At 38.4% G+C, this 23,718-nt stretch carries 19 protein-coding genes and 1 riboswitch; of the genes, 16 read left to right on the top strand and 3 right to left on the bottom strand.

Annotation, left to right across the window (positions count from 1 at the left end):
• The first annotated feature begins 117 nt into the window (after window positions 1-117).
• The 6 genes from parE to msrA all read left to right on the top strand — a co-directional run bounded on the left by parE (window position 118) and on the right by msrA (window position 7,838).
• On the top strand, window positions 118-2,073 hold the full coding sequence (gene parE / locus GQR93_RS08085) for a DNA topoisomerase IV subunit B (RefSeq protein ID WP_035444767.1): 1,956 nt from the start codon (window positions 118-120) through the stop codon (window positions 2,071-2,073).
• A 21-nt stretch (window positions 2,074-2,094) separates the two neighbouring features.
• On the top strand, window positions 2,095-4,533 hold the full coding sequence (gene parC / locus GQR93_RS08080) for a DNA topoisomerase IV subunit A (protein WP_003554170.1): 2,439 nt from the start codon (window positions 2,095-2,097) through the stop codon (window positions 4,531-4,533).
• A 204-nt stretch (window positions 4,534-4,737) separates the two neighbouring features.
• Complete coding sequence (locus GQR93_RS08075) at window positions 4,738-5,697, top strand: LysR family transcriptional regulator (protein ID WP_003554169.1); 960 nt, start codon at window positions 4,738-4,740, stop codon at window positions 5,695-5,697.
• A gap of 28 nt (window positions 5,698-5,725) precedes the next feature.
• Entirely contained in the window at window positions 5,726-6,655 is a 930-nt protein-coding gene (locus GQR93_RS08070) for a manganese-dependent inorganic pyrophosphatase (protein WP_003554167.1), read from the top strand.
• Window positions 6,656-6,814: 159 nt separating this feature from the next.
• Window positions 6,815-7,246 (top strand): peptide-methionine (R)-S-oxide reductase MsrB, encoded by a 432-nt coding sequence (msrB, locus tag GQR93_RS08065; protein ID WP_003554165.1) that lies wholly within the window; start codon window positions 6,815-6,817, stop codon window positions 7,244-7,246.
• A gap of 64 nt (window positions 7,247-7,310) precedes the next feature.
• Window positions 7,311-7,838, top strand: coding sequence for a peptide-methionine (S)-S-oxide reductase MsrA (gene msrA / locus GQR93_RS08060; RefSeq protein WP_003554163.1), 528 nt, complete (start codon window positions 7,311-7,313; stop codon window positions 7,836-7,838).
• A gap of 73 nt (window positions 7,839-7,911) precedes the next feature.
• Here the strand turns inward: msrA and GQR93_RS08055 are convergent, their stop codons facing one another.
• Window positions 7,912-8,685 carry a class I SAM-dependent DNA methyltransferase gene (locus GQR93_RS08055; protein ID WP_003554161.1) on the bottom strand — a complete coding sequence of 258 codons (774 nt, stop codon included), beginning with the start codon at window positions 8,683-8,685 and terminating at the stop codon, window positions 7,912-7,914.
• Window positions 8,680-8,774, bottom strand: a riboswitch (TPP riboswitch). Its footprint overlaps the gene before it by 6 nt.
• A 200-nt stretch (window positions 8,775-8,974) precedes the next feature.
• Here GQR93_RS08055 and GQR93_RS08050 point away from each other — a divergent pair.
• A complete protein-coding gene (locus tag GQR93_RS08050) occupies window positions 8,975-10,231 on the top strand; it encodes a M20/M25/M40 family metallo-hydrolase (protein ID WP_003554159.1) in 1,257 nt (418 codons plus the stop codon).
• 126 nt (window positions 10,232-10,357) lie between these two features.
• Here the strand turns inward: GQR93_RS08050 and GQR93_RS08045 are convergent, their stop codons facing one another.
• Window positions 10,358-11,548: an amidohydrolase gene (locus GQR93_RS08045; RefSeq protein WP_003554157.1), complete on the bottom strand. Its 1,191-nt coding sequence runs from the start codon at window positions 11,546-11,548 to the stop codon at window positions 10,358-10,360.
• A gap of 560 nt (window positions 11,549-12,108) precedes the next feature.
• Between GQR93_RS08045 and GQR93_RS08040 the strand changes: the two genes are divergently transcribed.
• The 3 genes from GQR93_RS08040 to GQR93_RS08030 all read left to right on the top strand — a co-directional run bounded on the left by GQR93_RS08040 (window position 12,109) and on the right by GQR93_RS08030 (window position 15,361).
• Window positions 12,109-12,726 (top strand): hypothetical protein, encoded by a 618-nt coding sequence (locus GQR93_RS08040; protein ID WP_003554154.1) that lies wholly within the window; start codon window positions 12,109-12,111, stop codon window positions 12,724-12,726.
• Between the two features lie 362 nt (window positions 12,727-13,088).
• On the top strand, window positions 13,089-14,078 hold the full coding sequence (locus GQR93_RS08035; RefSeq protein WP_003554152.1) for an SGNH/GDSL hydrolase family protein: 990 nt from the start codon (window positions 13,089-13,091) through the stop codon (window positions 14,076-14,078).
• A 305-nt stretch (window positions 14,079-14,383) separates the two neighbouring features.
• Window positions 14,384-15,361, top strand: coding sequence for an ADP-ribosyltransferase (locus GQR93_RS08030; RefSeq protein ID WP_003554150.1), 978 nt, complete (start codon window positions 14,384-14,386; stop codon window positions 15,359-15,361).
• Window positions 15,362-15,491: 130 nt separating this feature from the next.
• Here the strand turns inward: GQR93_RS08030 and GQR93_RS08025 are convergent, their stop codons facing one another.
• Window positions 15,492-16,766 (bottom strand): hypothetical protein, encoded by a 1,275-nt coding sequence (locus tag GQR93_RS08025; RefSeq protein WP_003554149.1) that lies wholly within the window; start codon window positions 16,764-16,766, stop codon window positions 15,492-15,494.
• Window positions 16,767-17,046: 280 nt separating this feature from the next.
• Between GQR93_RS08025 and GQR93_RS08020 the strand changes: the two genes are divergently transcribed.
• From GQR93_RS08020 to GQR93_RS07995, 6 genes are all read left to right on the top strand, one after another.
• Window positions 17,047-17,796: an apurinic/apyrimidinic endonuclease family protein gene (locus GQR93_RS08020; protein WP_003554148.1), complete on the top strand. Its 750-nt coding sequence runs from the start codon at window positions 17,047-17,049 to the stop codon at window positions 17,794-17,796.
• Window positions 17,797-17,814: 18 nt separating this feature from the next.
• Complete coding sequence (locus GQR93_RS08015) at window positions 17,815-18,597, top strand: SDR family oxidoreductase (protein WP_159298740.1); 783 nt, start codon at window positions 17,815-17,817, stop codon at window positions 18,595-18,597.
• A gap of 23 nt (window positions 18,598-18,620) precedes the next feature.
• On the top strand, window positions 18,621-19,577 hold the full coding sequence (locus tag GQR93_RS08010; RefSeq protein ID WP_003554146.1) for a phosphoglycerate dehydrogenase: 957 nt from the start codon (window positions 18,621-18,623) through the stop codon (window positions 19,575-19,577).
• Between the two features lie 2 nt (window positions 19,578-19,579).
• A complete protein-coding gene (locus GQR93_RS08005; protein WP_003554143.1) occupies window positions 19,580-19,840 on the top strand; it encodes a hypothetical protein in 261 nt (86 codons plus the stop codon).
• Between the two features lie 67 nt (window positions 19,841-19,907).
• Complete coding sequence (locus GQR93_RS08000) at window positions 19,908-20,939, top strand: LacI family DNA-binding transcriptional regulator (RefSeq protein ID WP_003554141.1); 1,032 nt, start codon at window positions 19,908-19,910, stop codon at window positions 20,937-20,939.
• Window positions 20,940-21,351: 412 nt separating this feature from the next.
• Window positions 21,352-23,718 carry a hypothetical protein gene (locus tag GQR93_RS07995; RefSeq protein WP_003554139.1) on the top strand — a complete coding sequence of 789 codons (2,367 nt, stop codon included), beginning with the start codon at window positions 21,352-21,354 and terminating at the stop codon, window positions 23,716-23,718.

Below are 23,718 nucleotides of genomic sequence, written 5' to 3'. Positions count from 1 at the left end.
TACAATAGCACCTTTAATATTAGCATGATAATGACGATGCGCCAACAAAATTTGTTTTCCAAAGCCATTAATTTAGGTTATGATGAAGTAGATTGTTTTAAGAAGGAGTCACAAAAAATGGTAAAACAGAAACAAAAATATGATGATTCCTCGATTCAAATTCTTGAAGGACTCGAGGCAGTGCGAAAACGCCCCGGTATGTATATCGGTTCAACCGATTATCGTGGCTTGCATCATCTGGTTTATGAAATAGTTGATAATGGTGTCGATGAAGTGTTAGCCGGATACGGGGATATGATCCGTGTGACGATTCATAAAGATAATAGTATTACAGTGGTTGATCATGGCCGTGGGATGCCGGTTGGCATGCACGCTTCAGGTAAACCAACACCCGAAGTTATTCTTACACAGCTTCATGCGGGTGGTAAATTTGGTCAGGGCGGTTATAAAACGTCGGGTGGCCTTCATGGTGTCGGCGCAAGTGTTGTTAATGCGCTTTCGACTTGGTTAAAAGTGACAATTGTCCGAGATGGATACAAGTACGAAGAAGACTTTAAAGACGGCGGTCATCCGGTCGGAACATTGCGTAAGCTTGGAAAAACGAAAGAGCATACAGGGACAACCGTTAGTTTTAAACCCGATTCTTCGATTTTCACGAATACGGTTTATAATTTTTCAACACTTTCTGAACGACTACGTGAATCAGCCTTTTTGTTAAAGGGTACTAAAATTATTTTAATTGATGAACGACCCGGTCAGGAACAGGAAGAAACGTTTCATTATGAAGACGGGATTAAGGAGTTTGTCCAGTATCTTAACGAAGATAAACACACTCTAGGCGATGTGATGTATTTCGATGGGACAAAGGATGGCGTTGAAGTAGAAGTTGCCGCTCAATATAATGACGGTTATTCAGAAACCATGATGTCCTTTGTTAATAACGTTCGGACAAAAGACGGTGGTACTCACGAAGCTGGATTGCGTAATGCCTGGACTAAAGCCTTTAACGATTATGCACGGAAGGTTGGCCTTTTAAAGGATAAGGATAAGAATCTGGAGGGCAGTGACGTTCGTGAAGGCTTATCAGTTGTCCTTTCGTTACGAATTCCCGAGGAAATTTTACAGTTTGAGGGTCAAACAAAGGAAAAACTTGGAACACCTGAGGCTCGATCAATTGTTGATAATGTTGTGAGCGAAAAGCTTGGCTATTATTTAATGGAAAATGGTGAATTTGCTCAAATGCTGGTACATAAAGCACTTCGAGCTCGCCAAGCCCGTCAAGCCGCTCGCCGGGCACGTGATGAAACTAGAAATGGTAAGCGGCATAAGAAGCAGGAGCGATTACTTTCAGGGAAATTAACGCCTGCTCAATCCAAGGATTACAGCCGAAATGAATTATTTCTAGTCGAAGGTGATTCCGCCGGCGGATCTGCCAAACAAGGCCGTGACCGACGATACCAAGCTATTTTGCCATTACGTGGCAAGGTTTTGAATACTGAACGCGCCAAGCTTCCTGAAATCATGAAAAATGAAGAAATCAATACAATGATTTATACAATTGGGGCTGGTGTTGGTGCCGATTTTAATATTGAGGATGCCAACTACGATAAGATTATTATTATGACCGATGCAGATGACGATGGCGCTCATATTCAAATTCTGTTGTTGACGTTCTTTTATAAATATATGCGGCCAATGATTGATAAGGGACGAGTTTTTATTGCACTGCCACCACTTTATAAGCTTCAGAAGGGTGCAGGCAAGAAAGCTAAAATTCAGTATGCTTGGACGAATGAAGAGTTGGATTCAGTTTCTAAAACATTTGGTAAAGGATACAGTCTACAACGGTTTAAAGGTCTGGGAGAGATGAATGCCGACCAATTATGGGAAACAACAATGGATCCTGCCACCCGGACACTTATTAAGGTTAGAATTGATGATGCTGCCTTGGCAGAGCGTCGCGTCACAACATTGATGGGAGACAAAGTTGAACCACGAAGAAAGTGGATTGAGCAAAATGTTAAGTTTAACCTTGAAGAAGAAGGAAGCATCCTCGATAACACTGCGAAATAAACATATAGGGGAGATTTTAAATTGAGTAAAATTGAGAATTTATCTCTTGAAGACGTCATGGGAGAACGATTCAGTCGATACTCCCGTTCGATTATTCAAGAGCGGGCGCTTCCTGATATTCGTGATGGCTTAAAACCTGTTCAACGACGTATTCTTTATGCGATGAATAAGGATGGTAACACTTACGATAAAGCTTTCCGAAAATCAGCAAAGTCTGTCGGAAACGTCATGGGTAATTTCCATCCCCATGGAGATAGTTCAATTTATGAAGCACTCGTTAGAATGAGTCAGAATTGGAAAGTCAGGGAACCTTTAATTGAAATGCATGGGAACAACGGCTCAATGGATGGTGATCCGCCTGCTGCAATGAGGTATACCGAGGCAAGATTGAGCAAAATTTCAACTGAAATGCTTCGTGATATCGATAAAGATACCGTTGATTGGGTCTTGAATTTTGATGATACTGAGTACGAGCCAACTGTTCTGCCATCACGTTTCCCTAATTTACTGGTAAATGGATCAACTGGGATTTCTGCTGGTTACGCAACGGATATTCCTCCTCACAATTTAGGTGAAGTTATTGACGCGGTTCTATATCTACAAAAACATCCTAAAGCAACACTGGATGATTTAATGCAGTTTGTGAAAGGACCGGATTTTCCGACTGGCGCCATTGTTCAAGGAATTGACGGTATTAAAAAAGCTTATGAGACCGGTAGAGGGAAAGTGATTGTTCGGTCAAAGACAAAGATCGAACCTCTCAAAGGAAATAAAGCTCAAATTGTTGTTTCTGAGATTCCGTATGAGGTTAATAAGGCACAACTTGTTAAGCGAATCGATGAACTTCGTCTTAACAAAAAGGTTGATGGGATTTCCGAGGTCCGCGATCAAAGCGACCGCGAGGGTATGAGTATTGTGATCGAGTTGAAACGAGATGTCGATTCAACCGGTATTTTGAATTTTCTCTTTAAGAATACTGATTTGCAAATTTCATATAACTTCAATATGGTCGCAATCGACCATATGCGGCCTGAACGACTTTCACTAAAACAAATATTGGTCTCGTATCTTGAATTTCAACAAGAGGTTATTAAAAAAAGAACCCAGTTTGATCTTCAAAAAGCATTGGATCGTCAACACATTGTGGAAGGTCTGATTAAAGCCTTATCAATTTTAGATCAGGTGATTAAGACAATCCGGGCTAGTAAAAATCGTAAAGATGCCAGAGATAATCTGGTGAAGACTTATCAGTTTTCCGAAAAGCAGTCGGATGCAATCGTTGCCTTACAACTCTATCGCTTGACTAATACCGATGTCACACAGCTGGAAAAAGAATCTCAGGAATTATCTGATAAGATTACCGGATTCAAAAAAATCTTAGCCGATCCTAAGGAGCTTAATAAAGTTTTGGCTCGTGAGTTACGGGCCATTGCTAAAAATTATCGCAACCCTCGACGGACAGAAATTCAAGATAAGGTTGCTACAATTAAAATTAGCACTGATGTCATTATTCCCGATGAGGACGTTGTGGTGATGGTTAGCCACGATGGTTACATCAAACGTAGTAGTATTCGTTCATATAAAGCTTCTGGAAACGAGAACGGGCTCAAGGATGAAGACTACCCGATCTTTATGAGACAAATGAATGCTCGAGATCATTTATTCATGTTTACCAGTAAAGGTAATTTAATCTATCGACCGATTTTTGAAATTGCCGACGTCCGGTGGAAAGATACAGGAGAACATATTTCCCAAACGATCGGGTTGGATAATGATGAAGAAATTATTGGCACATTTGCATTTAGTTCATTGAAGGAAAAAGGGGTCTTCTTAATTGCCACTGATGATGGGCATATCAAGCGTACCAAGTTAACTGATTTGGCTCCCGGGAGAACGTATAAAAAGCATGCGTATATGTATGAAAAACTAAAAGATCCCGAATCGAGAATTGTTGCAATTGATTACTTGGCAGATCCCGATGCAAGCGGTAAGCTATTGTTAATTTCTAAACTTGGATTGGCATTACGTTACGGAATCGATGAAGTTCCTATTAATGGTGCCAGAACAACGGGGGTTAAGTCCCAAAACCTGGCGGATGGCGATGTTATAACAAACCTGAAGTTGGTAAACGATGACGATGTTATTGCAATTGTCACGCAACGGGGTGCCTTTAAAAAATTAGCCGTTAAAGAAATTCCAGCGACTTCTCGTGCTCGCAAAGGTGTGATGATTCTGAGAGAATTAAAGCAGAATTCTCACCGTGTTGTTGATTTTACGGTCATTGATAATGAAGATACCCCTCTTGAAGTGTTAACGGATCATCAACGGGTTCATGATATTTTGCCAAACGAATTCTCGCTTGGCGGGCGTTATTCCAATGGATCGTTTGTCATTGATGTGGAAAGCGAAGGAACGCCGGTTAAGATTCGCCGAAAGCCGACTGAATTGACAATTAATTAAAATTTTGTGTTCTCTTAATTGATTGTCATTTCATTTAGAATTATAATAATTCATAATGGTTAATTATAAGTTATCTTATAAGCAAGGCAGCTTCCATTAACGGCCAGAAATGGTGATTTAAAGCGGTCTTGGACTAGTTTAGTGATCATATATGGAAGTAGGGTTCACACCTTATTAACCTTAACTTCATTAAGGAGAGACTGAATGAAAACCACTCAGGAAAGTATTTTTTCATCAAAAACGTTATCGTATTTTCTTCAGTTGGCTGATACAATGAATTATACGCAGGCTGCACAAATTTTAGGTATCACGCAGCCGGCGTTGACTCAGCAAATCAAAAAACTGGAGCGCACTGTTGGAACATCATTATTTTATTCAGTAGGTAAAAAGTTACGGTTAACGGATGCCGGTTATATTATGCTAAAAACGACCCATCAAATCTATGATTTACTGAATGATGCAACCGATGAAATTCAACAAGCAACCAGTTCAACAACTGGTGAAATCAATCTTGGCATTTTGGCTTCAATTGAGACTAAAGTGTTTGAAGATTTTGCTTTGGAACTTTATCATGAGAATCCAGATCTGGTTGTTAATTTCCATATGTTAACCCGAAAAGAGATTTGGGAGAGTTTGGAAAATAACAAAATTGACCTGGCAATTATGTATCTTCCAGATGAATCAATCAAAAACTGGAAACCGTACAGTTCTAAAAAGATCATTTCGGATGATTTGTTATTAATTCATCATAATCAAGATCTTTCTAAGAAAAAGAAAGTTCATTTAAAAGATGTTAACGATCGACCATGGGTCATGTATCCACAAGATTATTACTTGAACCAGACGTTACGGGAAACGTTTAAAAACCAAATGGTTGACTTTCCAACTGCAGCTGCTCGTTATACCATGCCTGAGCAGATTTTGAAGTTTGCAATTAACACTGGTACAAATACTGCATTACCAAAATCATACATGGTCAATATTAATCTAAAGGATCTGACAAATGATGATATTTTTGTCTCTGAATTTGATCCTAAAATTAAATTTGATTTGAAGTTTGTTTATCGGAAAAATAAGAATGAAATTCCAAGAATCGGTCGTTTTTTGTCTAAATTTGACGAATTCTTGAATACTAAGGATTATCTATCTCGATTAGCAGATTAATTTTTAAAAATTAAAGGAGATTTTGTAAATGAGTAAAGAATTAGTTTTTGGTCACCAAAACCCTGATACAGATGCAATTGTAGCCGCAAAAGCGTACTCGTATCTTCAAAACCAATTAGGTTATGATACTGAGGCCGTCGCTTTGGGACAACCAAATCCGGAAACCAATTTTGTTTTGAATTACTTTGATGAAACAACGCCACGAGTGATTAAGACAGCTAGTAATGAAGTTGATTCAGTTATGTTGGTTGATCATAATGAATTTCAACAAAGTGTTAGCGACATTAAAGATGTTAAAATTACCCACGTTGTTGATCATCACCGGATTTCAAATTTCCAAACAGAATTACCATTATATTATCGTGCAGAACCATTAGGCTGCTGCAGTACAATTTTGGTTAAGATGTTTGACGAAAACAAGATTGAAATCCCGGCTCAACTTGCCGGCTTGATGCTTTCAGCAATTATTTCCGATACGTTATTGCTTAAGTCTCCTACAACGACTGATGATGACAAAATTGCTGTTAAGACATTGGCGGAGATTGCTGATATTGATTACGAAAAGTATGGTATTGAAATGCTCAAGGCTGGAACTAACGTTGCAGCTAAAAGTGATCAGGAACTAATCGACTCAGATGCAAAGTCATTTACAATGGGTGGCAAGAGTGTTCGAATTGATCAAATCAACGTTGTTGACTTTGATGATATTGATAAGCGTCAGGATGATATTAAAAAGGCAATGTCAGCCGAAGCTTCCGATAAGGGATACGATTTATTCTTAGTACTTGTTACGAACGTTTTGAATAGTGATTCCAAATTGATTGCAGTTGGATCATCTTTAGATGCCGTTGAAAAAGCTTTCAACGAAAAGTTTGCTAGTGACAATACAATGCCGTTACCAGGTGTTGTTTCTCGAAAGAAACAGGTAGTACCACCATTAACTGATGCATTAAGTTAATGACTCGTACGTATATTTGATTAAGTTAAAATAGCATGTTAAATTCGGTCCACAGTTTATCACTGAGGCCGTTTTTTGTTTACATAAAAGCAATGACGACCTATAATATAGAAAGCATTAGTTGCACACAATCTATTTACCCTTGGCAGGAGGTCAATCATGGTTGAGAAAAAAGATTTAAAACATCGATTAACACCAGAACAGTATGCGGTTACCCAAGAGGCCGCTACGGAGGCACCCTTTAGTGGTCAATATGATCATTTTTATCAAGAGGGTATTTATGTTGACGTCGTAAGTGGTGAACCTTTGTTTTCATCTAAGGACAAATATGACGCTGGGTGTGGATGGCCATCATTTACCAAACCAATTGAGCAAACAAGTATTCATAAGAATTTGGATACTTCTCACGGGATGATTAGAGAGGAAGTTCAAAGTAATGATGCTCATTCTCATCTAGGGCATGTGTTTGGCGATGGGCCCAAAGAAGCAGGCGGCCAACGATATTGTATCAATTCCGCGGCCTTGAAGTTCATCCCCGCAGACGAGCTTGAAGAGGCAGGGTATGGGCAGTATAAACCAATGTTTAACTGATATGTACAGCTGTTAAAATAGATGTTTAGCTGATATTAATAATAAAGTCAAAGAGGTGTCATTAATGGAAGATACAGCAATTTTTGCCGGTGGGTGTTTCTGGTGTATGGTTAAACCGTTTGATACCATGCCCGGTATTAATAAAGTTATTTCCGGATATACGGGCGGTCATGTAGCAAATCCGAGCTACGAACAGGTTAGCAGCCATACAACGGGACATACCGAAGCCGTTAAAATCAATTTTGATCCAGATATTATTAGTTATAAGCAACTGGTTCAAATTTATTGGCAACAAACAGATCCAACAGATGCAATGGGACAGTTTCAGGATCGAGGAGATAACTATCGTCCAGTGATTTTTGTGAAAGATGAAGCGCAACGAAAAATTGCGGAGGCTTCCAAAAAAGCTTTAGAGGAAACCGGTATGTTTGACCAGCCGATTGTCACTCAAATTGAAGATGCCAAACCCTTTTATCCAGCAGAAGAGGAACATCAACAGTTTTATAAAAAAAATCCATTTCGCTTCCAAATGGAGGAAGCTGGCGGACGTGAAAAATTTGTGAAAGACCACTGGCAGTCAAAACAAAAATAATCAGCAGAACCTAAATAAGCTGACATCAGTTCCTTGATAAACAAGGGATTGGTGTCAGCTTATTTATTTTGTTTTAAGGCTTTTCGGCAATTATTGCGACATAACCACCTTTTGAAAAGCCATCTTCAGGTTCTTCAGCACTATCGTTTGTGTAGAGTGGGTTTGCTACCAAGGTTTGTTTGAACCTTAAATGTCGTAGCTGAAGCTCGTTTTCTAAAAGGTGCTTTTTTTCTAAGGTGGTATGCCAGTATGCAGAATCAACCAGTTCAATTGGGTATGGCCATTTTGGAAGAACATTTGCCAATTCTTCTGATTGATAATTACCCTGAATTTTGGCAAGCATATACATTAATCCATAAGCACTTTCTTTTGGCACGTCAATTAAAATAAAATGGCCGCCGGACTTGAGTGCTTTGATACAATTTTGATAAGCTGCCAATAAGTCCTTAATATAACTGGAGCTGCCATTAAAGTAAATGGTATCATACTGTCTTGCCGGCAGATTAATACTTTCTGCTTTTCCAATTCGAACGTTTAATCCCCGCTTTTTTGCAATCTGTGCCATATCGGTAGAGGGTTCAACACCATCAAAAAGTGGCAGGCCATATTGGCGGTGGAGGGTATCTTCAAATAGCCCGCTGCCACAACCGATTGACAAGACATGTTTTGTTGAACTTAAGTCCAAAGCAGATTTTAAAAGTTTTAATTCACTCAGAAATACCTGCTTATTAGCCAGAAACCACTGATCATATTCAGTGGCATAACCATCAAAAATTTCTATTGCATGTGTTTTAACCATGATAAAACCTCCAAGAATGATTGCTTGGAGAGAAATTAACAGACTCATATCGTTAAGCTTCCCTACGCGAGTATTGACTCACAGGTTCAAAGGGTTCCCAAAAATGGTCTCAGCAAATTGCTCCCCTAGCTGCATTTTCAGTATAAACCAGATTAGGCAAATTTGCATTAATATTTTGACATGAGTGTTTTGCGATGATTAAGGAAAATTTCAACTGAAATGGCTGAAAAGAAAGCGAATTCGTTAACAATGCCTTATAATAGTATAAAGGCTTAAAACATCGACAGTTACTTTTTAACGAGCTATAAAAGCTGACTTAACGGGAGTTGTTAATATTATGGATCGAAAAGATCGGATTAAATTACTGAGCGATTTAATTAAAATTAATACAGTTGGTGGTCGAGAAGAAGGAACGGCCAAATATCTTTCTCGATTTTTGGAAAGTTATGGGATTCACGGTAAGACAATTGAGGTTGAACCGGGGAGGTTTAATTTAGTTGCCGAAATTGGTGATAAAACGTCACCAGTAATTGTTTTTGAAGGGCATCAAGATGTTGTTGATATTGGCGAACGGTCAAAATGGCTGCACAATCCCTTAGGGGCTGAAATTGTTGGCGATCGCATGTACGGCCGAGGCACGAGTGATATGAAATCCGGACTTGCTGCAGAAATTATCACAATGATCGAGCTGAAGCAGTCCGGAAAACCGATAAATGGAACCGTTCGTTTGTTGGCAACAGTTGGTGAAGAGTCCAGTACAGTCAATCATATGCAAGGTGCACAGTACTTTGCCAAACATGGGTATTTGGATGATGTTTCAGCGGCAATCGTTGCTGAACCAAGTAGTGAGCCCTTGGATTGGCTAACACAGGATACACCGCTAAATCCATTTAAGTTTTCAAAAGCACAGATTAGGGAATTAGTTAAAGAAAACAATTCGACTGAACAATATCTTTTGAGTTTCGCGCACAAGGGTTCCATTACGTATGAAACACTGGCAAAGGGGAAAACAGCTCATAGTTCATCGCCGCAATTAGGGATAAATGCCATTGCACCTTTAATCAAGGCATACGATAATGAAATTAAATATTTCAGAACACTTCATGAAAAAAATGCCATTTTAGGAAAAACGATTCCTGTGGTCACCAAAATTAATGGTGGTGATCAGTTAAATTCCGTTCCGGCTTCGGCCTCTGTTTATGCGAAGATCAGAACCATTCCGGAAGAACCCAACGACGCCATTATTGATCATTTAAAACGGATTATTTCTAAGAATAATCAGGAGTCGGAAGCCGACTTGTCATTTAAACTTCTTGGGAACAAGTATCCCGTGGTAAGTGATCCGAATAATAAATTGATTCAGTTACTTAGAAAGCATGGTGAACAGCAACTCCAACAAAAATTACCATTGGGTGGGTATCCTGGTGGTACGGATGCAGCAGAATTCGTCAAAGTAAACCCAACGATCACGGTTGCGGTCTTCGGCCCGGGTAATATGACGGCACACCAAGTTGACGAGTTTGTTGAGCTGGAAAATTTTGAACGCTTTATTGAGATTTATAAGCAAACCGTTAATGACTATTTTGATGCCTAGAAAATAGTGATCGACTAAAGTAAAATTTGTATGCCAAACCTTATTAAACGATTAACCGACATAATGTTGATAAAAAGATTATTTATGGCGGCTTTTTCAATCTCCTGTCACAGTTAGTGGCGTGGATTATAACGAATCATTATTGTTGACCCTCTGGTGATTAGTTTTTAGGTCTTTTAAAAGTCGGACAGCATTTTTTTCAAAAAAGGTTGCCCCGACAATTAATAAATGATCACTTGCTGTAAAGTGTGAATTGTGAAGACTAACTTGTCCACCGTTTCCGATATTTGCATAAACACCGGGGATAATGTCCTGGTAGCAGGAAAAGTCGTCACTGCCAAGCTGTTGTTCCTGTACATAGATTGGGGCAAATTTAGCAGTTTCGTCCTTAACAATCTTAGTTAATGTTGGATCGTTATCAACGGATGGATCTCCGGCGTACCAGTTAATATCAGCTTTAACGTTATGTGCCAAAGCTGTATAATTAACAATTTTAAAAAAACGGTCCTTAATCTCTTGACGGACATTTTTGTCGGCTGTGCGAACAGTGCCTTCAAAAAATGCAATACTTGGGATAACGTTCCAAGTATTACCGGCACTTAGGTGTGTAATACTTAATACAGCGGCTTTAAATGGATCTAATTCTCTGGAAATTAATGATTGCAGTTCGGTAATTTCATAACCCAGCGCCGCGATCGGATCTTCACCATTTTGCGGTGCGGATGCATGGGTTCCTACACCGGTTAGGGTGACTTTGAATTTATCGATGGCACCAGTTGTAATGCCGCTTCTAAGTCCGACATGGCCGATTGGCTGATGAGGTGTATTGTGAAATCCGATGATAGCGTTAACGCCCTTTAATTGACCATCGTTAATCACTTGAAGAGCCCCTTCTTTATCCTCTTCGGATAATTGAAAAAGAAGTCGAACTTTTCCAGGAAGACTGGCTTCAAGTTGCTTTAGCAGGTAGGCACCTCCCAATAACGATGCGATATGGGTATCATGTCCGCAAGCGTGCATAACACCCGGAACTTTAGAGCTGAAAGGAACGCCGGATTCCTCCTGAATCGGGAGCGCATCAATGTCGGCTCTTAAAGCAACGGTAGGACCAACGTTTGTGCCAATTTCGGCAAACACGCCTGTTTTTAAATTTGTGGGTAGAAGTTTAATTCCCCATTTGGTCAAAATAGCTTTAATGGTTTCTGTTGTTTTAAATTCTCGGTTGGCAAGTTCCGGATATTCGTGAAAATGATGACGGTATTGAATAAGTGTTTCTTCAAGTTGTTTTTTGCTTAATGGTTTGTGATTAGTACTCAAAATATAGCCTCCTAAAATAAAATCGTCTCCGTGCAGCTTAATGCACAGGGACGATTTTTCGTGGTACCATCCGTTTTTATGGTTTCAATGAACTATCTCAGGATTCTTTTGTTTTAAATTAAAACGTTATCCCTGAGCGATATCGTACCCGAATCGTGTTGTCAGCTTTCACCTCCAACAAAGCTAAGAGTTCATCTTCATTAATCTTTCGGGTGCACTTTTTTCAGCCATATCACGCTTTCTGGAAACCGCATGTGATTAATGACTCTTCCCTTTAAACTGTTAAATGATAAATTAATTAGAATTGTAAGATTTGTTTTTAATTTTGTCAACTTCATAAAGTTGAGTAATTATGAACTAAATTTGAACTAAATTGTTTGCTGCTAAATGATCATTATGTAGTGTGAGCAGCTTTGGTAGTTAATAGTAGTATTGGATCATTTCAATTGTCTTACGTTGCAATAATTTGTACATGTGTCAGCGATTGCATTTTTCAGTCACATTATTTGCTACATGGCGTGTTTAGGGTTTAAATTGGGGGCAAAGAGGAGGGACACAAAATGTTTAATTGGGAAATAAATGAACCAGATGAATATAGTAAAAGTGAACATGCTCACTTTGTGGATCTAACGACTCGAAGTTATATTACGGCCCAAGGACAAGCAACTAAGCATACAGATGACCCCGAATTTTTAAGAATTGCAAAGGCTGCGGCTCGAATTGCCAAAACGATCAGTGGTGGTCCTGAGGAGGATATTCCAATTTCTGGATTTAAGCCTTATGTACCTTATCCGGTGCAGGCTGTTTGGAAGCGAAATGGCGATGTTGAAGATTTTAAAATCTGGATTAAGCAACCGTTATTTGTTGATGAAGAGGCATTCGAGGCTGCGTTGGAAAAAATTCACTTTGTTAATACAAAACGAGAAGAGCTTCATTTTGAACAACTTGCTGAAGGCATTGAAGTTCAAACAATTAATCATGGTCCGATAGAGGATGGCTGCCAAGCCTTTCAAGTGCTGAATAAGGCAATTCAAGAAGGCGGTTATCAACGAATTCGAAAGAACGAGCATCGGGAGGTATATATTGATAGCCTGCCCGTAACGCCTGATAGTTTGGTCTTGGTTCGGTTTGCCATTGATTTAAATGGGCAGCCGGCACCTGATATGGTGCATAATTAAGTTGAGGATGTTAAAGTCTTAATTCAAAGTATTTTTGGTATTAACCATTGTTAAAAGTCTGTGCCGTAACCGCACGTTTTCTTTGTGGCTATGGTTCAGGCTTTTGTCTATTTAATCGAATTATTTTAAATTTGTAGGCTGATACAAATGAACATACTTATAATACCAATACTATTAAATAATAGAGTTGGTCATCGATTCGTAATGCTGTTTTAATATTTATGCAACCTACTTTCACCCCAGGTTATTTATAATATCCTTAGTAGATCACGAGTTAAATTACCCTCGGAATTCAAGTAACTGTCTTCAGGGGACTTATTTATGATTAATTTGCTATTATCGAATACTGAGAGGGAGAATTGATGAATTTGAAATCATATTTTAATAAAGGCACTAGAGAATTATTTTTGCTATTTTTTAGCTTTATGATTATGCAATTTATAAATATTCAAGACAGTCATGCTGCAGTAGTTGATGCTCATTATCGAATAACATCGGTAAAAAAGGTTTCTTTAAGAACAAAGGCCATTAACTATAAGTCAAAAACGGCAATGTGGACTTATCCGTATCGCTCGAATAAATTGGCTAAGAAGACACACTGGCTTAAAAATTATGCTAAGAGATCTTTAATGGTGACAAAATCAGCTACTTTGAAAAACGGATTAAAATATGACTTTGTGCAAGTTGCAAATAAGCCATCTGTTTATGGTTGGGTTTATGCCAAGAATTTGCAACAAATGACAATGGTGAGTTTAGGAGATTCTATTACAAAGGGGTGGACAGGCTCGTCATATGCCACAAGTCCCTATCCTCAGTTAGTTAGTCAACAGCTTTATGTATTGGATACGAATCTTGGCCAAAATAATGGCAAGGTTGTTGGTGATACAAATTTGGATTTAACATCAAACGTTACTACGACAAATTTTAAAAAGGTTGATATCGCGACAATTGCTTATGGCGTTAACGACTACTTCCATTCCTCTCTGACGGATGTGACACAAGTTCTGGATGATCAGATTAAGGGAATAAAGCGTCAAAATCCGACTATCCAATTATTTGGGATTTTGCCTTTGAACTGTTATGTCACGGCATTTGGAACAGATCAGCAATCAGATGCGTATAGTACCGTTGGGTATCACGATTATACATTGTCTCAATTGTGTGATGCCGAAGCTGAAGTTTATGAGGATAATGGCGTCAAATATTTAGATTGGAGATCGGTTGACCCAGATATTGTACCGACAACGATTGACACGTCAATATTCGGAGATGGTAAGTTGCATCCAACCCAAGCGACTTATAATCAGGTTGGTACGGATATTGCTAATTTTTTGGAGAAGAACCTTAAATAAAAATAATTTGTCTAGATAAAAAATCATACTTAAATTCGAAGCAATTGTAGTTGCTTCTTTTTTGTTGTGTATTTTCTCGGATTGTAATGTATTTTTAGCGCTAACCCCTTACTTCTAAAATCCCATTCATAATGATGGGGTTCATTTTTACAATACTAGTACGTCATTAAAATGATATTTATTTAAATTTATTATAAAGAATTAGTTAACTTGTTTTTATTTTTATTAACCTTCAGCTTTAAAGAAGCCATAAATAGGCAAAAAGTGTAGAATTAAACTCATCATTTTGAAGGGAATGAATCATATTGAGGAAAGTTAAGGGATGGATTTTTGCAGTGGCTTTGTTAGCGGGGATTTCAATGCAAAGCCCGACATACGCAAAAACGGCTCATAAACATACAAGCGAGACGAACCTGTTGATGATCAATACTTATACGCATGCAACAAATGTTGGTAAACAGGCTTTTGTAACCAGGAGGTCGATTACAGCCTACGAGACGAAAAATGATCAGCCTGATTATCAAAATCCGGTTCAAATTCCGAAAAATACCGCATTGACGGTTCAGCAAAAATTAGCCGGGAATGCAGGTTATATCATTACGGTTCCCGGTAATCCGAATAAATTATTTTTCCAGGATACTCACGATTCGCTATACTCTTATAAGTCGATTCGAAACAATGCGCATGAAATTGATAAATTAACGCGTTCTTCTTTAAAATGGTCGAAAAAGTTAACCGGTAATCAGCGTCATGCGATTCGTTACTATACCGGAGATGGTTATGAAGCTATTAATGATGCACTTAGGGGGTCGGAAAAGAAGGCCTCTAAGAAAATTCGCTCGGACGTTAAGAATATTAATTCCGGCATTCATCAATTCAAATTATCAGCACCATTAACGGTTTTTCGAGGGACATCCATGTTTGGCTTAAAAAAATCACTTGATGATCAAGGTGTTAAAGTCGGTGGTGAATATTCCGATATGGCTTATTCGTCAACGACATTAAAGCGAATGGTGGCTTTATCGTTTTCCAAACACGTTATTTTAAAAATTAACGTTCCAAGAGGATATCATGGTGCCTATATTGATCCGATTTCCAAAAATAAAGGGGAAAAGGAGTATTTGATGAATGGCGGTACTAAAATGATTATCACCAGATTGCAAAAGGGCTATACAACCATGTATGCAACAATTGCACAAAAACATAGTGGCTCGAAAACAAAAGTGAAGCACATGACCAAACAATATAAATATTGGATAGTAACACTTGATTTGATGAAATGATTTTTCATAAATAAGATTATTTAAAAAGCACATGCTTAGCAGAGTAACGTTTCAATCTTTGCTAAGCATGTGCTTTTTTGATGTTTTTATGAAAAGCTATCAGTTAATCGTTCACAAACAGGTAATGAGCTTAATGGAACATCATTGCCGCAAGTAACAGATTAATGATACTTGTCAACCACCCATAGGGCACACCGGTTTTTAAAAAGTCTTTAACATTTAATTCCGTGTGTTCAACCACCCACAGGTTCCAAGATTGGGTAATGCAGGTAGAAATTGCAATCGAAACGGCCGGTACAATAATGGCGCAAAAGGCAAAATACTGATTGAAAAAACCGGTTGCTGCCAAAACAGCAGCTGTTGCCGATCCAGCTCCCCAGACCATAAGCGGGCCACGAAATAGTGCAAGTGGGGCAAGAACACCAAAGGCAATTGCCAGAATAAACGGATCATGAGGGACAATACTTTTTAAAATAGTGCCAAAGCGAGCTGTGTTTTTGACTGCCGCTGCACTAAACATGGTTAGAAAAAGCAACATGACAATTAAACCGGAGATATCCGAAATGGCTTTGCTGACAGTTTGATTAATCATGCTCAATGCATTTTTATATGTCTTTAAGTGTCCGGTAGTCAAGAGAACTAAGAAGATCGACAGCATCAGTGCCGGAATAGGCTGCCATCCAAAGATTAAGTTCATTAAAACAGGAAAAACAGGTAAAATGTATGAAATCTTTGGAACACTTGGAATGTTCACATCTTTAACATCAGTGCTGGTAACTTCATTTTTGTGGATGGATTTAGCATGAACTAAAATGAAAAGGATAACAACGATCATTTGGACCGCCATTGCACTGAACCCATATGTTAGGTATTTGGCACCATAAATAACTTTCGGAAAGAATAATTGAATTTGTTTAATGATGACAATATTAACGTACATTGGGGCGCCAATTGACATAACAAAAGCGACAACTGCGACATTTTTGGACAGACCCAATGATTGTAAAATTGGTAGAAGAATGACAGCAATGGCAATGACAGCACCGACACCATATGAACTTGTGAAGATAAAGGCAGTAATCAGGCAGACTAAAATAGCAGCGGAAATAGGATGTTTATAACTTACCTTTACTGCCTGTTCACTGATAGCACCTGCAACACCGGTATCTACTAGAACTCTTCCAAACCACGAACCAAAAATGATTACCATAATCGTGGATCCATAATCCATTGCCGGTTGAGAAAAAATATCATTGATGGCTTCTTTATACGGAATGCCACCGATAACGGTCCAGAGAACGGCCATAATCAAAAAGCCGATCATGATATTGCCGCCACGCATTACGAACACTATAAATCCAATGAAAGTTAAAAATAGCAAAATTCCTATAATGATATTTGACATGTTGTTCACTCCTAAATTGTCATGTGTGTTTGCCAAAAGAGAAACCGGTTAACCATAAAAGCGATTTCATTATAAACATGATTATTGTGAAATGTCAAACTTATTTCGATTTTAGGCTATCTATTTATACTTGATATATGTAATGAAGCGGATTTGAGACGGGTGTTGGCTTTTTAATAATATCTATTTTTGACTTGACGATTATTGTGGTCTTGTAATATGATGATGGTAATCTTAATGAGAAACCGGTTAACCAAAATATTGAACGAGGTGACTTTTCATGATGAATATGAATCGATTTGTTTTAAATACGTTGCTTTTACAACATGATCACAATATAGGTCAAACACAGCTGCAACTTGTCCAGTCATTAAGACAATTAGGTGTTTCAAATATTGAACTTAGACGGGAATATAATCAAGAAAAAATGAGCGAACTGATGCAACTGGGGCGTTTACGGCTTAACTACAGACTGACATATTTTTATTCAATTCCTGATAATCTTTTTATTAATGGGAAAATTAACGAAAGAATCCTGCTGTATCTGTCAGAAGCCCAGTTGATGGGAAGTTCATATTTAAAAATGACATTAGGTGACTTTCATAAAGATAATGATGGAGAATTGGCAATTTTGAATTCAATTTTGCCCAAAACGATTGAACTGAATATTGAGAATGACCAAACAGCAGAGAATAGTGATCCTGATAAATTAGCAACCTTCTTTACGACGGCCAAACGTCATGGACTTGAAATTGGATTTGTTAATGATCTTGGTAACTGGATTTATACAAATCATGATACAAAGAAAGTGACAGAGCAATTACTTGATTTCACTAAATATATTCATCTAAAGAGTTATGTTCTCAACGAGAAAGGAGAACCTGAAACGGTTCCCTTTTCTAAAGGACTTTTGGATTGGCAGTCACTGATTGCAAAATTTGATAAACAAATCCCTATTGGACTGGAATACCCAACGGATCTTGCCGGACTTGAGGCTGATCTTGAGGTACTGGGAAATAGTCAGTTTTAGTAGGAGGAGTGGTGGAAAATGTCAGAAAGCATTGAATTTAGTACAGATAAATTTCGTTTGGATAATCGAGTTGCAGTGATTACAGGTGGCGCCAGCGGCCTTGGCTTTTCATATACCAAAGCCTTGCTGTTATCAGGAGCAAAGGTATTTGTTGCAAGCTATAGCGATAAGGGCTGGCAGGAAGCAGCCGAATTTGCAAAGAGTGTTAGCGGTCAAATTGATTTCATAAAAAGTGACATTACCCAAGAAGGTGCTGTTCAAAAAATTGTTGAAGCGGTTAAAAAATCATTTGGCGGAATCGACATTTTAATTAACAACGCCGGCATTCAGATTCGAAATGAATGGGATCATTTCAATGATGAGGATTGGAGAAAGGTCATTAATACAAACCTAAACGGCCTCTATTACTTATCTCATGAAGCCGCAAAAGTGATGGCTGAACAAAAACACGGCAAAATAATTAATGTTGGTTCAATGCAGTCTTTCAGAGCAGGAAAATTTATTTTTCCGTATACTGCAAGCAAACATGGTGTTGTTGGACTCACAAAAGCCTATGCTGATGCGTTGGCTCCTGATAATATTCAAGTCAATGCAATTGCACCAGGCTACATTGATACGCCAATGACTAAAGCACTTCAAAACAATTCAGAGCGAAACACAGAAATTTTAGCGCATATTCCTGCAGGCCATTGGGCAAAGCCCTCAGAATTAATGGGAACCATTGTCTTTTTGGCAAGCAGTGCGTCAGATTACGTGACGGGTGTGACAATTCCGGTTGACGGCGGTTATTTACTTCGTTAAGACTCGGATTAAGGAAAGTGAGGATGTTAAACATGACAAAAGTTGCAGTTCCAAAGGGTCTTTCAGTGGAAGGCAAGCGGTATTTAACGGATCACGGGCTGTCTCTTATTGAGTTGGACAGTATGGCTAGTGACTCAATCGAAAAAAATGCCGGTGATGCAGATGGCCTTATTTTGATGACGGATCCCTTCCCCAATCAAACGATTAAACAACTGCCAAATTTGAAGGTAATTGCAAGACACGGTGTTGGGTACGATAATGTTGATCAAAATTTCATGGCAAAAGCGGGGATTTGGGTGACAATTACGCCAAACGCAAATGCGTCAACGGTCGCCGAAACAACACTCGCTGAAATCCTTGATGTTTCTAAAAACTTAACGTCTATCTCTGATGAAATGAGAAAGGGGCATTTTGAGTATAAAAATACTCACATGGGATTCGATGTGGCAGGTAAAACGTTGGGCATTATGGGGTATGGACGGATTGGCAGAATGGTTGCAAAAAAAGCTTCCGGATTAGATATGAAAATAATGATTTACGATCCATTTGTCAAAGAGTCGGAAGATGGCCAATTGGTTGATCGCGAAACGCTTTTGAAAGAGTCGGATATTATCACGTTGCATATGGCGGTTACACCTGATAATCAACAGGGAATTGGCAAGAATGAGTTTAACGAGATGAAGGATTCTGCTGTTTTAATTAATCTGGGAAGAGGCGCACTGGTTGATCAAACTGCCTTGATTAATGCTTTAAGAACGCATACTATTGGCGGTGCAGCTTTAGATGTTTTTAACGAAGAACCTCTTCGCCTAACAAGTGATTTTTATCAACTCGATAATGTTTTGCTGACACCACATATTGCTTCAAATACCAAGGAATGCATGGCCCGAATGGCCGTTGACGCAGCAAGTGAAGTGGTCAGGGTGTTGGCGGGGGATAATCCTAAATGGCCAGTGAATAAGATTGAAACAGGTGACTAAATATGTCAGAAAACAGAACGACTATTGATGCCGAAAAGTTCGCTTTTCATGTTCTTGATACGATTCATTTCCGAGAATCCAGTGATTACGAAAGACAGTTAAAAGACCGTTTAACAGTATTTTTAATGGCTAAATATTTGATAGACGATTTTAATGACTTGGAAAATCGAAACTTTAATATTCATGAGAATAATGATCAGACACTTTCTAAATTAGGGTTTGATTCACTATTAAAACGGATTGAAAGTTTGAATAAATATTAATTGGTTATACTGATTTAGCTTTCAAATTAGGATTATTGCGGGTAAAATACATTTAGGTGATTAGAAAATGAGCGATAAGCAGATGACGATTAACGATATTGCAAAAATGGCAGGCGTTTCCAAGGCAACAATTTCGAGGTTCCTAAATGGTCATTTTGAACGAATGTCAGAGGATACCCGCACAAAAATTGATCAAATTATTAAGACAAGTGGTTATCGAATTAACCAACAGGCAAAAGCCTTGACGGATAAGCAAACCCATCTTATCGGTATGGTGGTGGCTGATATTGAAAATATATTTTCCTCAATGCTTTTTAAGGGAGCAGATCAAATTTTTCAAGAATCCGGTTATCAAATTATTTTGATGAATTCGAATAATTCACTCGATCAAGAACAAAAGCAGTTGGAAAGATTGCTGAGCCTTCGGGTAGACGGGATTATTCTCCAACCTGTTTCTGAAATGGCTTCACATTATCAATTTATTAAAGATACCGGTACAGCAATGGTGATTGTGGATCGCAAGTTGACACCGCAATCATGGCCGGAGATTACGACCGATAATTATGGTTACTCCCAGTTGCTCGGGAACTTTATTGTTCGAATGGGATACCAAAGGATCGTGATGATTAGTGAGAAGATTATTGATAATTCTGCTCGAACGGAAAGATATAGCGCTATCAAGGATATTGTCGACAAAGTAGGTATAAGCGCCAAATTGATTGAGATTGATCGGTCTACCAGTGATAGTGACATCTATAATTTATTAATGGCGCTTAGTGATAATCTGGAAAATCGAACTGCTGTCTATGCACTTAAAGGAACGATTTTAATGCGGGTGATTGCAATTCTTTCCCATTACCATGTGGCCGTACCAGGACAATTAGGGGTTGTGGCATTTGACGATTGGGACTGGGCCAAACTTGTTCAACCACAAATTACAACTATTCAGCAAAATCCCCAAGTCATGGGAAAAAAATCTGCCCGGCGGTTAATTAATATGATGGAAAACGACAATATGGAAATTGACACCACTTTAATAGAAAGCTCGTTAAAAGTTAGGGATTCATTAGTTGATTACCACAAAAATAAATCAATTTGATAAGTGTAATGTGTAACTAAGTATATAAAACAGCGTTTTCAGCATTGGAATAAACCAATGCCGGAGATACTGTTTTTTTGATTAGGGTACTTAAACCCGCATGTCATTCTCGTTTGATTTACAATTTTTAACAGTTAACAATTGTTAGTTTTTATAAAACAATTGTTAATTTTTAGAATTTATATGATTACCTCAATTCAAGGGATTCTTAGTATAGTTGCAAGATTCGATGCTAATTTTTCACTTGGTTAAAAGATAATTGTTAAATAGTATAAATAAATTGTGAAATATTTTACATAAAGTTATTTAATTTGTATAAAAAGTTTGGCAGATAACGCATTTAATAATCGGGACAAACCCGTTATCCTTATATACGTAAGCGTTTACAACAAACTATTGAGGAGACTTTCCCATGAAATCAAAATACTTTACCGTTAAACAAAATGAAAGGGGCGCTATTGTTAATTTAACGATCAATGATGATCCAAGTAAAATGAATTGGGTCATTGATCCGGCTTATTTGAAGAGCCTTAAGTATCAAGATAATGATAAATTATTTGGTGAATTTCATATTACGATTAATGGTCATCAATACGTAAGCATTAATGAGACACCAATAATTAAGAGTAATGAGTCAGAAAGTCGTCTGTCCTTTCTGCTGGGCAAAGTAGAAATTATCGAAAAATTTATTTTAAGGGATGATTCGCTCTATTGGCGAATTGAAATGGTTAATCATGGCAAAGAAATAATGACGATTAACGATTTCGGTGTCTGGATCAGTTTGGCTTACGTCATGTTTCGAGATAAAAATGTGCATCGAAATGCCAATCAATCAGCAGCTGTTTTCCCATCAATTTCAGCAAATTACACAAAACTAGCTGCTGTTAGGCGTGATAACACGAACCCTAACTTAGGTGTTTACCAAACTGGTGGTAATGTGCTGTCTGTCGGCACATATAACGATTATACAAACCGTTTTTTTGAAAATGTTTCTCCATCACTGGACGGGATGCTGTTTCATGAATTTGTTTTGGCTGGTGGTTACAAATCGGATAAGCGACCGCACCATGACTGGATTTATCCGCAAAACGAAATTGACATTCAACCAAATCAAACCGTTTCTTGGGAATTTGTCATTCATGCTTACTCGGACAGAGAAAATTTTTACAGAACTGCAAAACAGTTTGGCCATCCCAATATTAGCTTTGAACCCCTTGTCCAAAGTGGTCAAAAGCAACTGGTTACAATTATACCGGCAGATAATCAACAAATTGAACAAATTATCGTTAAATATAAAAAAGGTTCTGAACTTGTCAGTAAAGACATGACATCGGATTGTCACGACAACCGGTTGAGGTTTAATCCCCAAGGCCTTGGTGAACATCAACTTGTAGTTAGGTTTGCGGATGGCACATCGGATATGTGCGTTTTTAATGTCATGAGTTCTGTTAATCAGCTGCTTGCTACCCGGGCAGATTATATTTGTCATCAATCATATTCCGGGAAAGATGGTAAGGTACCATATAGTTTTGGCCCGGTTTCAAATCAAGGTGAGTCTATTGGAAAGATGACATTCGTTCTTCAGGAATGTTTACTGGACCCCCATATTTCCAACCTTGGTCAAAAAATTGGTGAAATTGAAGAAAGCGCTGTTAAATACGTGAGAACCAAATGGTTTGTTGATGGAAATTTTAGGAAGCCGCGAAAGCTTTATGGCGATTTTTATCGGGTTATGGATTTGGAATACATTGCTCATTTATTTTATCTATTATCAAAGTGCCCAGCAAAATATTTAACCCTGCATAAACCAATGGACTATTTAAAATGGGCAACCGAAGTATTTGATGTCAGAGTAAATCCGGATTTGCATGATAATCAGCGTGGTAAAGAAGAGGCTCAGATGTTGGGTGTTTACTTTATGTATATTGAAGACTTACTGAAAGACGTTAAAAATGCCGGCCTTGCACATGAATATAAAGAAATTTCACGTTCTTGGCAAACGGCTACAAAACGTGTTGAAGCGGATAGTGATACGTTGGCAGCCGCAATGACTGAGCACTTCTTTGACAATGCCGGTTTTGGGCCCGCTGCGGCAGCGCTTGCTTTAACCAATAATCAAAAAGGTGCCAATAATTATGGTGAGTTACTTAAAGCCAATATCGGTTTTAGTAATGATTTTAGATCTCAAAGTCCGGATAGATGGTGGGAAGCGCTTTCCTATATGATTCATTCTCTATGGGGTGGTGTAACTGCTGCTGCGGCTCAAATAACCGGAGAGAAATTAGGTGATGTGGCACTCGTTCAAGCTGCTTATCGAGCAACGAATGCCGTACTTTATATGTATGACGCAAATGCATCGACAACTGATCGAAAACTTCAACCTGGTGAAGCGGCTTCAACCTATAGTATTGCCGGCCCTAATTTAAACCGTCCGGATTTGTCTCGAAATCGGTTTGGCCAATCAATCTTTGCTTCCGATGGTGGCATCTTCTCAAGATTATTTCCGGATGGTTATACCGGTGAAGATGACTGGGACATGGGTGAAGAGTTGGTTGCCTACCTAAATGGGTTTGGCCAAACAACGTATCTCTATTCGGATAAAGCCGGTCAATATCATGCGATTAATGGTGCCGTTCAAAAAAAGGATGATCATCAATATCAAGTCAGAAGTTTTGCACCTTATCTTCGAAAGTACGTCAACTTGGATACATCCAGCCGGTTCTATACGACTAAGTTAGCTGTTCGCTTTGATGGTAAAACACAAGAATTTCAAGATTAA

The sequence above is a fragment of the Lentilactobacillus hilgardii genome (assembly GCF_009832765.1).
Lineage (GTDB): Bacteria > Bacillota > Bacilli > Lactobacillales > Lactobacillaceae > Lentilactobacillus > Lentilactobacillus hilgardii.
Note: the sequence above shows the minus strand (reverse complement) of the source record. Positions and strands in the feature narration are given on the sequence as shown.